This window comes from Microvirga sp. M2, assembly GCF_047497095.1.
GTDB lineage: Bacteria > Pseudomonadota > Alphaproteobacteria > Rhizobiales > Beijerinckiaceae > Microvirga.
On the sequence record NZ_CP134063.1, the window covers coordinates 1,675,236 to 1,689,971 of the forward strand.

At 65.0% G+C, this 14,736-nt stretch carries 13 protein-coding genes; 3 read left to right on the plus strand and 10 right to left on the minus strand.

The window, feature by feature from the left end; all coding sequences use genetic code 11:
- Window positions 1–35: 35 nt before the first annotated feature.
- The 3 genes from RE429_RS07885 to RE429_RS07895 form a co-directional block, all read right to left on the minus strand.
- Window positions 36–950, minus strand: a complete 915-nt coding sequence (locus RE429_RS07885; RefSeq protein ID WP_414473761.1) for an SMP-30/gluconolactonase/LRE family protein — start codon at window positions 948–950, stop codon at window positions 36–38.
- Between the two features lie 242 nt (window positions 951–1,192).
- Window positions 1,193–2,086 carry a universal stress protein gene (locus tag RE429_RS07890; RefSeq protein ID WP_414473762.1) on the minus strand — a complete coding sequence of 298 codons (894 nt, stop codon included), beginning with the start codon at window positions 2,084–2,086 and terminating at the stop codon, window positions 1,193–1,195.
- A 51-nt stretch (window positions 2,087–2,137) separates the two neighbouring features.
- Window positions 2,138–2,962, minus strand: a complete 825-nt coding sequence (locus RE429_RS07895; protein ID WP_414473763.1) for a polyphosphate kinase 2 family protein — start codon at window positions 2,960–2,962, stop codon at window positions 2,138–2,140.
- A 138-nt stretch (window positions 2,963–3,100) separates the two neighbouring features.
- Between RE429_RS07895 and RE429_RS07900 the strand changes: the two genes are divergently transcribed.
- Window positions 3,101–3,736 (plus strand): glutathione S-transferase family protein, encoded by a 636-nt coding sequence (locus tag RE429_RS07900; RefSeq protein WP_414473764.1) that lies wholly within the window; start codon window positions 3,101–3,103, stop codon window positions 3,734–3,736.
- Here RE429_RS07900 and ligD read toward each other — a convergent pair.
- The 7 genes from ligD to RE429_RS07935 all read right to left on the minus strand — a co-directional run bounded on the left by ligD (window position 3,718) and on the right by RE429_RS07935 (window position 12,676).
- Entirely contained in the window at window positions 3,718–5,364 is a 1,647-nt protein-coding gene (gene ligD / locus RE429_RS07905; protein WP_414473765.1) for a non-homologous end-joining DNA ligase, read from the minus strand. The genes RE429_RS07900 and ligD overlap by 19 nt on opposite strands.
- 41 nt (window positions 5,365–5,405) lie before the next feature.
- The gene (locus RE429_RS07910) at window positions 5,406–7,040 is read right to left on the minus strand and encodes an ABC transporter ATP-binding protein (RefSeq protein ID WP_414473766.1); all 1,635 of its coding nucleotides are present in this window, start codon (window positions 7,038–7,040) and stop codon (window positions 5,406–5,408) included.
- 1 nt (window position 7,041) lies between these two features.
- Window positions 7,042–8,187 carry an ABC transporter permease subunit gene (locus RE429_RS07915; protein WP_414473767.1) on the minus strand — a complete coding sequence of 382 codons (1,146 nt, stop codon included), beginning with the start codon at window positions 8,185–8,187 and terminating at the stop codon, window positions 7,042–7,044.
- An 8-nt stretch (window positions 8,188–8,195) separates the two neighbouring features.
- Window positions 8,196–9,116: an oligopeptide ABC transporter permease OppB gene (oppB, locus tag RE429_RS07920; protein WP_414473768.1), complete on the minus strand. Its 921-nt coding sequence runs from the start codon at window positions 9,114–9,116 to the stop codon at window positions 8,196–8,198.
- A gap of 83 nt (window positions 9,117–9,199) precedes the next feature.
- Complete coding sequence (locus RE429_RS07925; protein ID WP_414473769.1) at window positions 9,200–10,795, minus strand: peptide ABC transporter substrate-binding protein; 1,596 nt, start codon at window positions 10,793–10,795, stop codon at window positions 9,200–9,202.
- A 170-nt stretch (window positions 10,796–10,965) separates the two neighbouring features.
- Entirely contained in the window at window positions 10,966–11,400 is a 435-nt protein-coding gene (locus RE429_RS07930; protein WP_414473770.1) for a GlcG/HbpS family heme-binding protein, read from the minus strand.
- 58 nt (window positions 11,401–11,458) lie between these two features.
- Window positions 11,459–12,676: a urate hydroxylase PuuD gene (locus RE429_RS07935; RefSeq protein ID WP_414473771.1), complete on the minus strand. Its 1,218-nt coding sequence runs from the start codon at window positions 12,674–12,676 to the stop codon at window positions 11,459–11,461.
- A gap of 196 nt (window positions 12,677–12,872) precedes the next feature.
- On the opposite strand from RE429_RS07935, the gene uraH reads away from it, so the two are divergent.
- Entirely contained in the window at window positions 12,873–13,226 is a 354-nt protein-coding gene (gene uraH / locus RE429_RS07940; RefSeq protein WP_414473772.1) for a hydroxyisourate hydrolase, read from the plus strand.
- Between the two features lie 5 nt (window positions 13,227–13,231).
- Entirely contained in the window at window positions 13,232–14,674 is a 1,443-nt protein-coding gene (gene puuE, locus RE429_RS07945; protein WP_414473773.1) for an allantoinase PuuE, read from the plus strand.
- The last annotated feature ends 62 nt before the right edge of the window (window positions 14,675–14,736 follow it).

Below are 14,736 nucleotides of genomic sequence, written 5' to 3' on the forward strand. Positions count from 1 at the left end.
AAGTGGATCCGGTTCCCACTTCTGCGTTCGATGCGCTAGAACGTCTTCGCCCCGTTCACGGGGAGCATGATGGCGTAAAGCGACGTCGTCGCGCAGATGAAGAGCCGGTTGCGCTTCGCGCCCCCGAAAACCACGTTGGCGACCGTCTCCGGAACCAGGATCTTGCCGATGAGCGTGCCGTCGCTCTCGTAGCAATGCACCCCGTCTCCCGCACTGGTCCAGATCCGTCCCTGGTCGTCGAGCCGGAAGCCGTCGAACAATCCGTCGGTGCAGGTGGCGAAAATGCTTCCGCCCGTGAGCCGGCCGCGCTCGCTCACATCGAAGACCCGGATATGGCGGGGGCCGTCCGTCACATGCGTCGCGCCCGTATCGACGATATAGAGCTTCTTCTCGTCGGGGGAAAAGGCGAGCCCGTTCGGGCGCACGAAATCGTCGGCCACGATGCCGATGGAGCCGTCAAGCGGGTCGACCCTGTAGACATAACAGGCGCCGATCTCGCTTTCCGCCTTGTGGCCCTCGTAGTCTGAATCGATTCCATAGGCCGGATCCGTGAACCAGATCGAGCCGTCCGCCTTCACGACCACGTCGTTGGGACTGTTGAGGCGTTTGCCTTCGTAATGGCTGGCGATGACCGTGATGGAGCCGTCATGCTCCGTACGGGTGACGCGCCGGTTGCCGTGCTCGCAGGTCACGAGGCGACCCTGGCGGTCGACCGTGTTGCCGTTCGAATATCCGGACGGGGCACGAAAGACGCTGACCGTGTTCGATGTCTCGTCGAACCGCATCATCCGGTCGTTGGGAATATCGCTCCAGACGAGGTAGCGCCCCGCCGGGAAATAGGCCGGGCCCTCGGCCCAGCGGCACCCCTCCGCGAGCTTTTCCAGCCGGGCCGTAGGATTGATCAGGCGGCGGAAGCGCTCATCGAGTTCGACGGCCATGTCACGCAACATGGTGAGCCCTCACTGCTTGGCACATCGTGCGAAAACCTGGACCGGATTGTCGCACGAAGCGCCCTTTAGGGAAGAGAGCATCGGATGGAGCCCAAAAGGGCAGGCTCATCTTTTCACGTCCGATGCTCCCACTGATGCGCTAGAGCCTTTTCCGCAAAAGTGGATGCCGGTTTTGCGAAGAAAAGGCGTCTTTCTCAAACAACAGGAGCCTTTTCCATGAACCGAAGTGCATGGAAAAGGCTCTAGTGAGCCATGAGAACCGGGATGGTGGTGTTGCTCAGAATATGACTGGTCGCCCCCCCGAAGAACATCTGCCTCAGGCGGCTCTGGGTGTAGGCGCCCTTGACCAGGAGGTCGCAGCCGAGAGCCGCGCATTCGGACAGAATGGCCTCGCCCGGCTTGTCCGCCGGGTCGGGAACGACGACGGCCTCGGCGGCGATATCGTGCATCCGCAGGGAGCGGGCGAGCTCGGATCCGGAGGGGCCGGGCACGCCCCAATCCTCCAGCTCGAGGACGACGACGCGCCGTGCCATTTTCAAAAGCGGCATGGCCCCGAGCACGGCGCGCGCCGTCTCGGTGCTGCGGTTCCAGGCGATGACGGCAACGTCGCCGAAGGTCCGGGGCACGCCCGGCGGGGCGATCATGACCGGACGGCCGGTCTCGAACAGCGCGGCCTCGACCGTAGAAAGGCGCGTCTGGCCTTCGGAGCCGTCGGGCCTGCCGACCACGGTCGTGTCGAACACCCGGCCATAGGCGCCCAGGAACGCATCCTCCATCAACCCGTCCTGACGCCATCCGAAACTCAGGCCCGCCAGGCCCGCGGACGCGCGCGCGATCTGCTTGGCGGCCATGAAGCCTTCGAACCGCTCGCGGCAGGTGCGCGCGATGTCGATGCGGTTTTCCGGGGTCAGCGGCGAGGGAACGCCGATGGCGATGTCGACCGGCAGCACGACGGGGTAATCGGGGGTGATCGCCAGACCCTCGATATAGCTGTCAAAGGTTCGGCTGAGGAGGAGAGCCAACTCGAGTTGGCTCTCGACGAGGCCATGATCTTCGATCGGGACGAGAATGCTTTTCATGAGATTATTGTCGCGCGCCAGGCCCCGCTCGGCAAGGGCCTTCGACGAAGGTGGCATCCCGGCCGGCGCGTCGTGTGAAAAACCGGGTCCACTTTTACGCACGATGCGCTAGGCGATGGTGAAGTCGTCGGGGTTCCAGGATACTTTGGGATATTGCGGGTTCATCTCTTCGAGGGTCGCCTTGACGATGGAGGCGATGGCCGCGTTGCGGACCCATTTCCGGTCGGCCGGGATGACATACCACGGCGCATGCTGCGTGGAGCAGCGGTGCAGCATGGTCTCGTAGGCTTCCTGGTATTCGTTCCAGAAGGCCCGGTCCTCGAGGTCGCCCGGGTTGAACTTCCAGTGTTTTTTCGGATCGTCGAGACGCTCCTGGAGACGCTCCTTCTGCTCGCCATTCGAAATATGCAGCATGAACTTGAGAATGGTCGTGCCGTTTTCGGTCAGCATTCTCTCGAAGGCGTTGATCTGGTCGTAGCGCTGCTCGACGGCTTCCTTCGGGGCGAGCTTCCTCACCTTCGCGATCAGGACGTCCTCGTAGTGGGAGCGGTTGAAGATTCCGATGGTGCCGCGCCTCGGGCAGGCCGCATGGACGCGCCAGAGATAGTCGTGCGCAAGCTCCTGTGTCGTCGGGACGCCGAAGGCGGTCACGGAGACCCCCAAGGGGCCGGTTGCGTTGAATACGGTGCGGATCGTGCCGTCCTTGCCCGAGGTATCGGTGCCCTGAAGGACGACCAGGAGGGCGCGCGAGCCCTCCGCATAAAGCCGGTCCTGCAGCACGTCGATGTCCCGGGCGATGGCGTCCGTGGCGGTCTTCGTCTCCTGCTCTGCGCCAAACAGGCTGGAATCGCGTGGGTCGCGATCTTTCAACCTGACGTGTTCTCCCGGTTTGACCCGCAGTCTCTCGATGATGGCACGCTCGTGATCCGTCATACCGGCACTCCAGAAATCCCTCAGGACGATAGGGCGGGCGACCGCGAAAGGAAGGTCCGGACGGGGCCGGGACCATCTTTACGAGCAGCTGTTGCCATCCTAGCAAGAGAGCTCCACGCTCACGAAAGGCGCCCTGCGATGTTGGTCCTCCATTACTATCCCGGCAATGCCAGCCTGCTGCCGCACATGATGCTGCGGGAGATCGGCGCGCCCTTCGAGATGCGTCTCGTCGACCGGGACAACAATGCCCAGAAGAGCCCGGAATACCTGAAGCTCAATCCGAACGGCCGCATTCCCGTGCTGGCCGACGGCGACCTCGTGCTGTTCGAGACGGTGGCGATCGCCCTGCATCTCGTCGACCGGTTCCCCGAGGCCGGTCTCGCTCCGCAGGTAGGAAGCCGTGAGCGGGGGGAGTTCTATAAATGGATGGTTCACCTGACGAACACGCCGCAGGCCGAATATCGCGCCTGGTTCTATCCGGACGAACACGTGACCGACGAGGCTGCCATTCCGGCCGCGCAGAAGGCCGCCGAGCAGCGTCTCTGCCGGATGTTCGACGTGATCTCCGACCAGCTCGGCGACAGGCAATGGCTCCTCGGAGATCGCTTCTCCGCGGCCGATCTCTTCTTGTTCATGCTGATCCGCTGGGGGCGGGCCATGCCGCGGCCGCCGCGGGCGCTTCCCAATCTGAACGCGTTGGCCGAGCGGGTGCTGTCGCGCCCTGCCGTTCAGGAGGCTCTCAAGGTCGAAGGAATTCAGGCGCCTTTCTTCTGAGAGGCGCGCTTCGAACGCCTTGCCTCGGGCAGAACCTGATCGATCGTCGCGATCCGGGCCCAGGGATCCTCCCGCAATGACGTGAGGCGCCGGTTCAGGGTCTCGACCGTAAAGCCGTTCGGCTTGAGGTCCGGCGTCAGCTCTTCCCAGGCGACCGGGGTCGCCACGGGCGCGCCGGGGCGCGAGCGGGTGGAGTAGGGGGCCACGGCGGATGCCTCACGGTTGTTGCGCAGGTAATCGATGAAGATCCTGCCCTCGCGCTCGGTCTTGAGCGATGTAGTTGTGTAGCGCTCCGGCTCGTCCCTCGCGACGGCTTCCGCCAGTTCGCGGGTGAAGGCCAGCACCTCCTTCCAGGACGCCTTCGGGGTCAAAGGCGCGACCAAGTGGAGGCCCTTGCCGCCGGTCGTCTTGACGAAGCTTTCGAGGCCGAGCGCCTGCAACCGCTGGCGGATGGCGAGCGCTCCCTCGATCACCTGGCGCCACGCGACCCCCTCGCCGGGGTCGAGATCGAAGATCAGCCGGTCGGGACGCTCCAGGTCCTCGAGCGTCGCGTTCCAGACATGCATCTCCAAAACGCCGGCTTGGACGAGCGCGACGACCCCTTGGATGTCGCCGACGGTCAGCACCTCCAGCGTGCCGGAGGGAACGGGCGCCCCCGTGCTGCGAACGGCGGGATTCATGCCCGCCCAGGAATGGCGCTGGACGAAGCATTTCTTCTGCGCGCCGCCAGGGCAACGGATCAGGGTCAGGGGGCGGTTGACGAGATGCGGCAGGAGCCATTCGGCGATGCCCGCGTAGAACTCGGCCAGCTCCTGTTTGGTCAGCCCCTGATCGTCCCACAGGACCCGTTCGGGATGGGTAAGAGGAATGCCCGCGACCTCGACGCTGTCGGACTTGGACGTCTCGGGCTTGGACGTCTCGGGCTTGGACGTCTTGTCAGGGGAAGGACGCTTCGCACGGGACGCGGGCTTATCCGCCGGGGAGGCCGCCGATGTCTTCGACGCCGCTTTCGACGCCGCTTTCGACGCCGCTTTCTTGGCCTTGGCGCCTCCGGCCGTCCGGCCGGGCGCAATCTCGTCGAGGGAGCGGCCGGATTTCACGGACAGGGGCTGTTCTTCGAGAATGTCCGGATCCCGATCCGTGCGGGCATAGGCGTCGTCGGCCTTGATCAGCAGCCAGGATTCCTGGCGTTCGCGCGGGCGCTTCGCCATGCGGACCAGATGCCACGTGCCGTGCAGCTTCTCGCCGTCGAGGCGGAACGTGAGACGGCCCTTGTCGTAGCCCTCGTTCGGATCGCCCTCCGGCTCCCAGGTGCCCCGATCCCAGACCAGAACCGTCCCGCCTCCATATTGCCGTTCGGGAATCGTGCCCTCGAAATCCGCATAGGCGAGGGGATGGTCCTCCACCTGGACCGCAAGGCGCTTCTCGCCCTTGACGAGGCTCGGCCCCTTGGCGACGGCCCAGCTCTTGAGCACGCCGTCGAGCTCCAGGCGGAAATCGTAGTGCAGGCGCGAGGCGTCATGCTTCTGAACCACGAAGGAGAAGCCCTTGCGCCGTGCGGCCGTGCCCTCCGGTTCGGAGGTTTTGGTGAAGTCGCGCTTGGCGCGATAGGATGCGAGCTTTGCCATGGCGCGGAGTCAAGTCCGCCCCCTGGATTTCGGTTCCAGCGTCAGGAGGCCAGGGGGCGGCCCCCGGCCCCGGAGGTCTCGCGCTCGGCCAGGAAGGCGGCGGCGATCAGGTCCCGGGTATAGGCCTCGTGCGGGCGTTCGAAGATCGCCTCGGCGCTGCCGCGCTCCACCACCTTGCCGGTCTTCATGACCATGATCTCGTCCGACAGCGCCCTGACGACCGCGAGGTCGTGGCTGATGAACACGTAAGCCAGGCCATGCGCCTTCTGGAGGCCGCGCAACAGTTCCACGATCTCCTTCTGCACGGAGCGGTCGAGGGCCGAGGTGGGCTCGTCGAGCACCACGAGCTTCGGATGCAGGATCATCGCGCGGGCGATGGCGATCCTTTGGCGCTGGCCGCCCGAGAATTCATGCGGGAAGCGGTTGCGCCAGGCCGGGTCGAGCTGCACCTCGTCGAAGGCCTGCGCCGCCCGGCGGTCGCGCTCCTTGCGGGAGATGCTCGGTTCGTGAACGAGCAGGCCCTCGGTGACGATCTCGCCCGCCGTCATGCGCGGGGACAGGGAGCCGAAGGGGTCCTGGAACACGAGCTGGAGATGGCGGCGCAGCGGGCGCATGCCCGAGCGGTCGAGCGGCATGAGGTTGCGGTCCTCGAACCGCACCGTCCCGGAGGCGGGGAGGAGCTTCAGGATCGCGCGTCCGAGGGTGGATTTGCCCGAGCCCGATTCGCCCACGACGCCCACCGTTTCGCCGGCCCGTACGGTGAGGCTGACGTCGTCGACGGCGCGCAGGATGTGCGTCGCCTTGCCGAAGAGGTTCTTCTCGAGGGCGAACGTCACCTTGATGTTCCTGGCGTCCAGGATCACGGGCGCGCCGGCCGGCGCCGGTTCCTTGCGGCCGCGCGGCTCGGCGTCGATCAGCATCCGCGTATAGGGATGCTGGGGCGCGGCGAAGATCTCCGCCGTGATCCCGCTTTCCACCACCTCGCCGCGTTTCATCACATAGGTGCGGTCCGCGAAGCGGCGCACGATGCCGAGGTCGTGGGTGATGAACACGATGGACATCCCCAGGCGCTTCTGCAGGTCGCGCAGCAATTCGAGGATCTGCGCCTGAACGGTCACGTCGAGGGCCGTGGTCGGCTCGTCCGCGATCAGCACGTCCGGGTTGTTGGCGAGCGCCATGGCGATCATCACGCGCTGCCGCTGGCCGCCGGACATCTCGTGCGGATAGGCATCGATGCGGCGGGCGGGATCGGGAATGCGCACGAGTTCCAGAAGCTCGATGGCGCGCCTGCGCGCGGCCGCCTTGCTCATCTTCCCATGAGTCGTCAGGGGCAGGGCGAGCTGATCGCCGATCCGGTAGAGCGGATCGAGCGAGGTCATGGGCTCCTGGAAGATCATGGTGAGCTTCGAGCCGCGATAGGCGTTGAGCTTCTCGGGGGGAAGGCCGATGAGCTCCTGGCCGCGATATTTCACCGAGCCTTCGGCCCAGCCGTTCGACGCGAGGAGGCCCATGACGGACATCATGGTCTGGCTCTTGCCCGAGCCCGACTCGCCCACGATGGCGACGGTCGCGCCGGGCGGAATATCGAGATCGATCCCCTTGACGGCATGGAGGATGCCGTCCCCCGTGCGGAAGCGGACGTGAAGGTCGCGGACGGAAAGAACGGGTTCGGCCATGTCACCGATCCTTCGGGTCGAGCGCATCGCGCAGGCCATCGCCGATGAAGTTGAGGCAGAACAGGATCGCGACAAGCGTGATGGAGGGATAGATCAGCATCCAGGTGGCGCCCTGGATGTTCTTGGCGCCTTCGGAGATCAGCACGCCGAGGCTGGTATTGGGTTCCTGCACGCCGAGGCCGAGGAACGAGAGAAAGCTCTCCAGCAGGATCACCTTCGGCACGAGGAGCGTCATGTAGACCACGACCGGCCCCAGCGTGTTCGGGATCACGTGGCGGCGGATGATGCCCTTCGTCTCGACCCCGAGCGCCTCCGCCGCCTGGACGTATTCCTGGCGCTTGATCGAGAGCGTCTGGCCGCGCACGATGCGGGCCATGTCGAGCCATTCCACCGCGCCGACCGCGATGAACATCAGGATGAAGTTGCGGCCGAAGAACACGACCAGCATGATCACGAAGAAGATGAAGGGCAGCGAGTAGAGAATGTCGACGACGCGCATCATCACGAGGTCGGCGCGCCCGCCGAGATAGCCGGAGGTCGCGCCGTAGATCACGCCGATGAGGATGGCCACGAAGGTGGCGAGCAGGCCGATAGCGAGCGAGATCTGGCCGGCCTTCATGGTTCGGGTCAGGAGATCGCGCCCGTTCGTGTCGGTGCCGAAAAAGAAATGGAGCTGCTTCACGGGCACGTCCACGACGAGCCTGCGGCCTTCGTCCTGGCGCTCGACGACCTTCGCGGCGCCGAAGAAATCGGAGCGTTCGAAATAGGCGAGCAGCCGCTCGTCGATGGGGCGGGTGCTGGTGCTCATCAGGGTGAGATGCACGATGCCGTTGTCGATGCCGATGTTTTCCGCCTTGGCCCGGACCCGTGAGCCGATGCGCTCGATCTGGGGTTCGATCTGGTCGGCCTTGGGATAGGCCTCCATGCTCGCGGGGACCTTCACGTAATCCGGGTAGACCCGGTCGAAGGGGTGGCCCGTGAAGAACGGGCCGAAGATGCAGGCCAATGCGATCAGGCCCAGCACGATGATGCTGGTCAGGGCGGCCCGGTTGCGGACGAGACGCCCGCGTGCCTCGGCCCAGAGGGAGCGGCCCGAGACCACCGGTCCGGTCATGGTTTCGAGAGGAAGAGCGGCGCCTTCGGCCATGATGACCCTCAATCGTAACGGATGCGCGGATCGATCAGCGCGTAGAGGATATCGACCACGAGGTTGAAGAGCAGGACGAAGACGGCCACGACCACGACGGTGCCCATGACGAGCGTGTAGTCGCGGTTGAGGGCGCCTTCGACGAAGTAGCGGCCGATCCCGGGAAGGCCGAAGATCGTCTCGACGACCACCGAACCGGTGAGCAGGGCGGCCGCCGCAGGGCCGAGATAGGACACGACCGGAAGCGCTGCTCCCCGAAGGGCGTGGGCGACGACGGTGCGCGTCGGCAGGCCCAGGGAGCGCAGGGTGCGGATATGGTTCGAGCGCAGGTTCTCGATCATGGCGGCGCGGGTCATGCGTGCGACGACGGCGATCTGGGGCAGGGCCAGAACGACGACCGGCATGACGAGATGGCGCGGGTTCCCGTCGGCCCATCCGGCGACGGGCAGCATGGCGAGCGCGAGGCCGAAGACGAGCTGCAGGATCGGGGCGACCACGAAATTCGGGATGGTGAGCCCGAGCGCGCCGGCGCCGGTGACGAGGTAGTCGATCGTGCTGTTCTGGCGCAGGGCCGCGATGGTGCCGAACGTGCCGCCGACCAGGATGGCGAGCGTCAACGCGAGGGCTCCGAGGGTCATGGAGACCGGCAGCCCGCGCGCGAAGAGCTCGGCGACCGAGAAGTCGCGCAGAATGAAGGACGGGCCGAAATCGCCGTGCATCAAGGCGCTGAGATAAAGCCAGTATTGCTCGATCAGCGGCTTGTCGAGCTGGTAGATCCGGTTGAGGTTCTCCATCACCTTCGCCTCGAGGGGACGCTCGAGATCGAACGGGCCGCCGGGTGCGAGCCGGATCAGGAAGAACGAGATCGTGACGATGATGAACAGCGTCGGGATCGCCGAAAGGAACCGGCGGATGATGAAGGAGAGCACGGCGGGCTCCTCCCCTGAAACGCGGTAACAGATAAAAGAATAGGGCGGTCTATGGATTGGACCGCCCTGTTCCGGACACTATTTTACTGCGTCTTCGAGAGGAAGCGCGACGGATAGACGCCGCGCGTGTTCTGAACGAAGCCCTTGATCTTCGGCGAGATCAGGTTGCTCTTGCCGTAATACATGATCGGGATCCAGGGCATGTCCTTCATGAGGATCGTCTCGGCCTGCTTCATGAGGTCCGCGCGCTTCTTCAGGTCCAGTTCCCTGGCCGCGTCGTCGAGCAGCTTGTCGAACTGCGGGTTGTTGTACTTGCCGTAGTTGAAGCCCTTGTTGTCGCTCTTGAGCAGGAACAGGAAGTTGTTCGGATCCGAGTAATCGGCGATCCAGCCGTAGCGGGCGACGTCGAAATCACCGCCGTCGCGCAGATAGGCGAAGTGGGTCTTGCCGTCGGTGTTGATGAAGGACGTCTCGACGTTGGCGGCCTTCCACTGCTCGGCGACGGCGATCACCGTGTTGCGGTTGTTGTCCGTCGTGTTGTAGCGGATCTCGACCTTCAGCGGCTTGCCGGGACCGAAGCCGGCCTCCTTGAGGAGCTCCTTGGCCTTGTCCTCGCGATCGATCGGCGACGTGTCCTTATAGTCCATATAGGCCGGCTCGCCGTAATTGCCCACGCCCGGAGGCATGAACGAGTAGCCGGGCTGCATGGTCTGGCCCCAGATCTGCTCGGCGATGAACTCGCGGTCGACCAGCATCGAGAGGGCCTGGCGCACGCGCACGTCGCTGAAGGGGGCCTTGGAGGAGTTCACGACGAGGAACCAGGTGCCGAGATAGGGACCGAGCTTGACCTGATCCTTGAAGCGCTCCTTGAGCGACTTGATCTGATCGGCCGGCAGCTCATCCATGGAGTCGAGCTCTCCGGCCTCGTAGCGGCGCACGGCAGCGGCCAGATCCGGATGCGGGATGAAGTTCACCGTATCGATCTGGACGTTCTTGGCGTCCCAGTAATTCTCGTTCTTCACGAGCTTGATGTGGGAGTTCGGGGCGAACTCGGCGAGCTTGTAGGCGCCGTTCGTCACCATGTTGCCGGGCTTCACGAAATCCTTGCCGAACTTCTCGACCGAGGCCCTGTGGACGGGCAGGCTCGTCTGGTGGGTGAGCAGTTCGATGAAATAGGGGGTCGCGGCCTCGAGGGTGATCTCGACCGTCTTGGGATCGACGGCCTTCACGCCCAGCTCCTCGGGCTTGGCCTGGCCCTTGCTGATCTTCTCGGCGTTCTTGATCGGGTAGAGGATGTTCGCGTATTTGGCGCCCGTGGCCGGATCCATGATGCGGCGATAGGAATAGACGAAGTCCTCGGCCGTCACCGGATCGCCGTTCGACCACTTGATGCCGTCACGGAGCGTGAAACGGTAGGTCAGGCCGTCGTCGGACACCTCCCATTTCGCCGCTTGGCCCGGAACGGCCTCGCCCTTGGCGTTGTAGGTCACGAGGCCTTCGAGCATGTCGCGCAGGATGTGGGCTTCCTGGACCGTCGAGGTCTTGTGGGTGTCGAGAGTTTCCGGCTCGCCCGTATTGCCGCGGTTGTAGACCACCTCGGCGGAGGCAGCGTTCATGGCGCCCATGAGGGCTGCCGTAGCGACGGCGGCAAGTGCCGTGCGTTTGATCCATGATGACATCGGACGCGTTCCCTTCTGGTTATATCTTTAAGATTTTTGAATGTTTCGGTCGGAACCTTTGCGGCAGCAACCTTGTCCCATTAGTTGATCAATCAACAGTTCGTGTCCAGTCCCACCCGGGTTTCGGTCCGGAACCCGGGGGTGTCGAGGGGGCCGGATCGCCGGGGGCGTTACGCTCCGGCGTCGAACACGAGGCCCACGGCCCCGATCCCGCCCGCGGCGGCGATCTCGTCATTGTCGGAGGTGTCGCCGGATACGCCGACGGCTCCGAGGATATGGCCCTGGGAATCCTTGATCAGCACGCCGCCCGGCACCGGCACGAGCTGCCCGCCCACCGCGTGGGTGGCGGCGGCGACGAAATAGGGGCGGTCGGTCGCCATCTTGTGGAGGGCCCGCGAGCCGACGCCGAGGGACAGCGCCCCATAGGCCTTGCCCATGGCGATCTCGGCGCGCTTGAGGCTCGTGCCGTCCTCGGACAGGAGTGCTTTCAGGGCGCCGCGCGCATCATAAACGACGACCGAGAGCGGCTTGAACGCCTTGTCGCGGGCGGTCTTCAGGGTCGCTTCGGCGATGGTCTGGGCAGTCTTCAGGCTGAGTTCGGACATGAGGTCCTCCATTGGGGTGTTTGTCGGTGGGGGGTATTTTCGTCCGGAATTCGCGGTTTCAGCGCGCGGCGGTCTCGCGGCTCGCCAGCCAGACGGCGACGGCCTTGCGCTCGTCCGGGGTCATCTCGGTGATGTTGTTGGGCGGCATGGCGTGGGTCAGCACGGCCTGGATCCGTATGATCTCCGCATGGCGGGCGATCTCCTCGGGCGTGTCGAGCCGCACGCCCTTGGGCGCGATGGCGATGCCGTCCCAGACCGGCTCGGCCGCATGGCACATGGAGCAGCGGGACTGGATCGCGAGGGTCGCCTCCTCGAAGGCGGCCGCGGGCTCCACGGCGGTCGCGGCGCTCGCCCGGCCGTCGTTGCCGGGCTTTCCGACGATCGACAGCCAGATCGCGAGCGCCAAGGCGGCGGCGGCGACCCCCCAGGTCCACCAGGGCGAGCCCTTGCCGGCGTGCTGGGAATTGAAGAAGTGCCTGATGATCGCGCCGGCGATCAGGACGAGGCCGATGATGCCGACCGCGTAGCGGGACGACCACGCCAGCGGGTAGTGGTTCGAGAGCATCAGGAAGATGACGGGCAGGGTCAGGTAATTGTTGTGCGTCGAGCGCAGCTTGGCTTCCTTGCCGAGCTTCGGATCGGGCGAACCGCCCGCCAGCAGGGTCGCCACCACCTTCTTCTGGTTCGGAATGATGACGAAGAACACGCTCGCCGACATCCAGGTGGCGATCATCGCGCCCGTATGAAGGAAGGCGGCGCGCCCGTTGAAGACCTGCGTGAACGCGAAGGCGGCGAGAAGAATATAGGCGAAAAGAACGACGCCGAGCACGAGCCCGTTCTTGCCGAGCGGCGAGCGGCAGAGGCCCTCATAGACGAACCAGCTCACCGCGATGCCGCCGATGCCGAGGGCGGCGGCCTGCCACGGGGCGAGGGCCCGCACGGACGGATCGATCGTGTAGAGGTCGGCGTGGAGATAGTAGACCCAGACGATGAGGAAGAAGCCGCTGATCCAGGTGGAATAGCTCTCCCATTTGAACCAGGTGAGCTCCTTCGGCAGCTCCGGGGGCGCGACGAGGTATTTGCGCATGTTGTAGAAGCCGCCGCCATGGACCTGCCAGGCCTCGCCGCCGACGCTTTCCGGCAGCCCCTCCCGCTTCTTCAGGCTCAGATCGAGATGAATGAAATAGAAGGAGGACCCGATCCAGGCGATCGCCGTGATCACATGGGTCCAACGCAGGATCTGGCTGATCCATTCGGAGATTTGCGGGTCGATCATGCAGCCACTTCGATCATGACGGAAACGTTAGCCTAGGGCGATGCCCCTCGTTGCGGAAGGCCTTCCCGGGCGCTTTTTCAACAGGAACACCTCCCTGTAAAACCTGGACTTTCGGATGAGTTGAGCATCGAATGCTTGACCTCGGAGGCGGGACCCCAAAAAGATTCCCTCCTTTCCTCACGCCTTCGGAGGTTCCATGGGCCGTCTGTCCACGCATGTTCTGGATACTGCCTCCGGCACGCCCGCCCAGGGGGTCGCCATCGCGCTCTTCGCCGTCGAGGGCGAGAGCCGCCGCTCCCTGCTGCGCACCGTCACCAACCCGGATGGCCGCACGGACGCTCCGCTGATGAGCGGCGAGGCGTTTCGTCCCGGCACCTACGAACTCGTCTTCTCGGTCGGCGATTACTTCAGGACGCGCGGGACCCCCGCCGCCGAGCCGCCGTTCCTGGACATCGTTCCCATCCGCTTCACCATTGCGGAGGCCGACGGTCATTACCACGTGCCGCTCCTCGTCTCCCCCTGGAGCTATTCCACCTATCGCGGAAGCTGACCCCCATGCCCGACACCACCTATCCCCGCGACCTCGTCGGTTACGGACGCAACCCGCCCCACCCGCGCTGGCCGGACAATGCGCGGATCTGCGTGCAGTTCGTGATCAATTACGAGGAGGGCGGCGAGAACAACATCCTGCACGGCGACCGCGCCTCGGAGGCCTTCCTGTCCGAGATCGTGGGGGCGCAGCCCTGGCTCGGCCAGCGCCACATGAGCATGGAGTCGATCTACGAATACGGCTCCCGCGCCGGCTTCTGGCGCCTGTGGCGGATGTTCACCGCGCGCAAGATGCCCGTCACGGTCTACGGCGTCGCGACCGCCCTCATGCGCAATCCGGACGCGGTGGCGGCCATGAAGGAGGCGGATTGGGAAATCGCCAGCCACGGCCTGAAATGGATCGACTACCGCGACTTCTCGGCCGAGGAGGAGCGGGCGCATATGAAGGAGGCGATCCGCATCCACACCCAGGTGACCGGAGAGCGCCCTCGGGGCTGGTACACGGGGCGCACCTCGGAGCACACCAACCGCCTGGTCGCGGAAGAGGGCGGGTTCCTCTACAGCGCCGATTCCTATGCCGACGAGCTGCCCTACTGGGAACAGCACGACGATCGCCTCCAGCTCGTCGTGCCCTACACGCTCGACGCCAACGACATGCGCTTTGCCACGCCCCAGGGCTTCAACGCGGGCGACCAGTTCTTCACCTATCTGAAGGATTCGTTCGACACGCTCTATGCGGAGGGCGAGAGCGCGCCGAAAATGCTCTCGGTCGGGCTGCATTGCCGTCTCGCAGGCCGTCCGGGGCGGGCCGCGGCGCTTGCCCGTTTCCTCGATTACGTGGCCTCGCATGAGGATGTGTGGGTCGCCCGGCGCATCGACATCGCCCGGCTGTGGACCCGCTACCACCGTCCGGCGGATCTCCGGCCGAGCACGATGAGCAGGGCCGTCTTCGTCGAACTGTTCGGCGACGTGTTCGAGCATTCGCCCTGGATCGCGGAACGCGCCTACGAGTCGGGCTTCACGGCGGCGCAGGACACGGCGGAGGGCCTCCACGCATCCCTGGTGCATGTCCTGTCGGAAGCATCGCGCGACCAGAAGGGAGTTCTCATCCGGGCGCATCCCGATCTGGCGGGGCGTCTGAAGCTCGCCGATCTGACGGCCGATTCGCGCCACGAGCAATCTTCAGCCGGACTCGACAGCCTGACGCAGGAGGAGCGCGAGCGCTTCATCGCGTTGAACGACGCCTATAAGGAGAAATTCGGCTTCCCGTTCATCATGGCCGTGAAGGGGCGGACGAAGGAGGAGATCCTGGCGGCCTTCGAGGAACGGCTGGAACACGACCCGGAGCAGGAGTTCGAGACGGCCATCGTCCAGATCGAGCTGATCGCCCTCCTGCGCCTCAAGGAGCGGTTGCCGTCCCTGGCGGATGTGTTCTCGAACCTGGCCTGAAACGGAACTCTTCCCCGCGATCGCGCGTCTTCGTCTCACCTTGGCCGGACACAGGGAGCCGG